Source organism: Kitasatospora sp. NPDC057738 (assembly GCF_042798815.1).
Classification (GTDB): domain Bacteria; phylum Actinomycetota; class Actinomycetes; order Streptomycetales; family Streptomycetaceae; genus Kitasatospora; species Kitasatospora lactacystinica.
The window spans coordinates 33,880-36,760 of record NZ_JBHVJT010000043.1; the positions used below are offsets into that span (position 1 = coordinate 33,880).

Annotated in this window: 3 protein-coding genes; all 3 read right to left on the minus strand. The window is 74.8% G+C overall.

The features are described from left to right. Positions 1-87: 87 nt before the first annotated feature. The 3 genes from ACFVGO_RS23080 to ACFVGO_RS23090 all read right to left on the minus strand — a co-directional run bounded on the left by ACFVGO_RS23080 (position 88) and on the right by ACFVGO_RS23090 (position 2,637). Entirely contained in the window at positions 88-873 is a 786-nt protein-coding gene (locus ACFVGO_RS23080) for a helix-turn-helix transcriptional regulator (RefSeq protein ID WP_359906539.1), read from the minus strand. A gap of 18 nt (positions 874-891) precedes the next feature. Next, positions 892-1,140: a hypothetical protein gene (locus tag ACFVGO_RS23085; protein ID WP_359906542.1), complete on the minus strand. Its 249-nt coding sequence runs from the start codon at positions 1,138-1,140 to the stop codon at positions 892-894. 468 nt (positions 1,141-1,608) lie between these two features. Then, positions 1,609-2,637, minus strand: a complete 1,029-nt coding sequence (locus tag ACFVGO_RS23090) for an SDR family NAD(P)-dependent oxidoreductase (RefSeq protein WP_380633750.1) — start codon at positions 2,635-2,637, stop codon at positions 1,609-1,611. Between the last annotated feature and the right edge of the window lie 244 nt (positions 2,638-2,881).

Sequence of the window (2,881 nt, forward strand, 5' to 3'; positions counted from 1 at the left end):
GGGGGGGGGGGGGGGGGGGTGTGGGTCGGGGGGGGGGTCGGGTGTGGGGGGGGGGGGGGGGTGTCCTCCCCCCCCCCCCGGACCGGGTCACACGAGCACCGACGGGTTGTCGTCGGTGCCTTCGCGGCCCGCCGCCGCGGGGTGGCCGGGGCCCTCGCCCCGTTCGGCGGCGAGGCTGGTGCGCAGGGTCGCCCACAGGCGGAACAGGATGTCCGTCGGGGTGCCGGCGCTGGAGGACTGCATGGCCCGGACGAACTCGCTGTGGTACGTGCGCGAGTTGACCGGCAGCGGGGTGCGGGCGTTGTTCGTCCGGTCCCAGGCCGCCGCCCACAGGGCGCGGCGGGCCTCCTTGACCCCGCAGACCTCCATGTACGCGAGGAAGACGGGTTTGCGCAGCGGGGCCTCGCCCTTGAGGACCAGGGCCAGCGTGCTGGAGGGCAGGCGTCCGCCCCGGTCGCGGGCCCGGCGGTCCAGTTCCCGCAGGGACGGCCAGTCGGCCTTGCGGCGCATCTCGTGCATCGCCCGGCGCAGGTCCGCGAAGGAGTCGACCTGTTGGGGGTCGACCCGCCGGGGTGCGCGCAGCCGCCGGCTGCCCGAGGGGCGCGGCACGTGGGCCCAGTAGTTGGCCTGGACCCACTTGCGCCGGGCCGTCTTGAGGTCGCCGCCGCATTCGCGCACGACGGCCTCGACGACCTTCCAGCTCGGTACGGAGCGCCCGCCGGCGGCCCGTTGCAGGGTGGTGGGGTGGTAGTTGGTCCGAGCGGCGAGCTGACGGTACGTCAACCCGGCCTGCTCGCGCTGCTCCCGCAGCCAGACGGCCAGCCGGCCCAGCGCCGGCTCGGTCGCCCCGATCGGATTCTCTCGGCGTCCCATCTCGGGCAGGCGCTCTTCCTAGGCCCGCTCCCGTCGGAGCCTCGCGGCCAACAGGCATCCGCCCGTGGCCAGTTCGAGCGCGACCCCGGCCGACATGCCCGTCGCCACCAGGGCGGCGGCCAGCGCGACCGTCAGGACGACCACGACGACGACCACGGCCGCTTCACCGGCCGCGAGCGGCCGGTACGGGCGCGGGCGCGGCGGTACCGGTTCCGCCGCCGCGCAGTGGGTAGGGGTGTGGGCGCGCTTGTTCCGCTTCCTCGCCATCGAGGAGTCCTCCATATCACTGTCCACTCCAACTGGCGGGCACTTGTGCGGTTGGCGTCGCACTGTGTGCCCGGTGGGCACACACTCTGTCAGGCGTACGGGTGAATCCCAATCGGTTCGGTGAACATCGCGAAGATTGATGCGCCACGGTCCCGGCCCCTGGCCGCAATCTCGTGAACGCCCTATCAGAAACGCACAGTTCAACGAACTGAAACCGGATTTTGATGCGCCTTTGTGCAGCATGCCCTTGTGAGCCGTCCTGGCTGGATGTGACGATTTGCAGCGGCGTCACCCGGACCCGCGGGTCCGGAACCCGGGGCGCTGTGCACTCCAACAACTCGGGAACATCGGCAGCGGGCCGTGTTGGCGCATGGGTCCGCCCGAACAGCAGAGACCGCCCGGCCCTGGTGGCCCGAGCGGTCTCTCTGCGTTCCGGCGGCGGCCGGGGCGGCTTGCCGCGTGCGGCACTCAGTGGGCGGCACTCCATGGGGCGGGCGTCGGGTCGTGACCGGTCAGCTCGCAGCTGGCCGCCCACAGCCGCGCGGCGGTCGCGGTGTCGGCCAGGTGGTTCCAGAGCGGCTCGGTCCTGGGCGTGCCGCGCAGCCCGAACGCCCGGGGGCTCCACAGCTGACCGCCGCGCACGGCCGGGTCGAGCACGGCCCGGACGGCGGGCCACGCGGCGGCGTCCTTGCCCTGGACGACGAGCCCGAGCGGCAGGTGGCGCAGCCGCTCGCCGGTGGTGCGGACGTGGACGGGCGGGCGCGAGGGGGTGAGGGAGTCGAGCGCGCCGCCGGGGTGGACGAGCACGCTCAGCGTCGTGCTGCGGGCGGCGCGCAGGCGGCGGTCGAGTTCGAGGGCGAAGAGCATCTGGGCCAGTTTGGAGCGCGCGTAGGAGCGCTTGGGCCGGTAGTCGCGCGTGCTCTGGAGGTCGTCGAGGTCCAGGCGTTCGGACTTGGCGGCGAAGCTGCCGGTGGTGACGATCCGGCTCCCGGGGGCGGCCGCGAGCAGGGGTGCCAGGTGGTGGGTCAGCGCGAAGTGCCCGAGGTGGTTGGTGGCGAACATCAGCTCGTGGCCGCCGACGGTCTCGCGGCGCGGCGGGTGGTCGAGCGCCACGCCGGCGTTGTGGACGACCGCGTCGAGCCGGTCCAGCCCGAGCGCGTCCACGGACGGGCCGAGCGAGTCGAGGTCGGCCAGGTCCAGGGGCAGGTGCTCCACCCTGGCCCCGGGGACGCGCGAGCCGATGGAGGCGATCGCCGCTTCGGCCCTCGCCCGGTCGCGGCTGCCGAGGACGACCGTGGCCCCGGCGGCGGCGAGCTGCTCGGCGACGAAGTACCCGATGCCCGCGTTGCCGCCGGTGACCAGGACGTTCCTCCCCTCGGCGCGGGGCAGCCGGTGGACGTCCCACGGCGAATCCTGGCGCCGGGCCTGGGGCCGGGGCCGGGCCTGGGCCTGGCGCTGGGGCTGGGGCCGGTGCTGGGGCTGGGGTTGGGAGGGCATGGCGGGCTCCTGGAACTCGGCGCGGTGGTCCGGCGGTACGGGCGGACCCGCGCATCGCAGCCGGTCCCGCCCGGTTCCCACGCTCCCTCGGGCCACTCGCATCCCACCGGCAGCTCACCGTCCGCGCTGTCAGCCGACCGGCACCGGGCAGGCCCGGCGCGAGGGGGGGGGAAGCCCGTTGTGCGGCCCCCCCCCCCCCTTTCGGTCCTGCTTCCCTGAGGGGGGGGCCACCCAGGGCGTCACG

Excerpts from the sequence above, each read along its gene's own strand:
- ACFVGO_RS23080 (WP_359906539.1), bottom strand. The coding sequence starts at position 873 with ATGGGACGCCGAGAGAATCCGATCGGGGCGACCGAGCCGGCGCTGGGC.
- ACFVGO_RS23085 (WP_359906542.1), bottom strand. The coding sequence starts at position 1,140 with ATGGCGAGGAAGCGGAACAAGCGCGCCCACACCCCTACCCACTGCGCG.
- ACFVGO_RS23090 (WP_380633750.1), bottom strand. The coding sequence starts at position 2,637 with ATGCCCTCCCAACCCCAGCCCCAGCACCGGCCCCAGCCCCAGCGCCAG.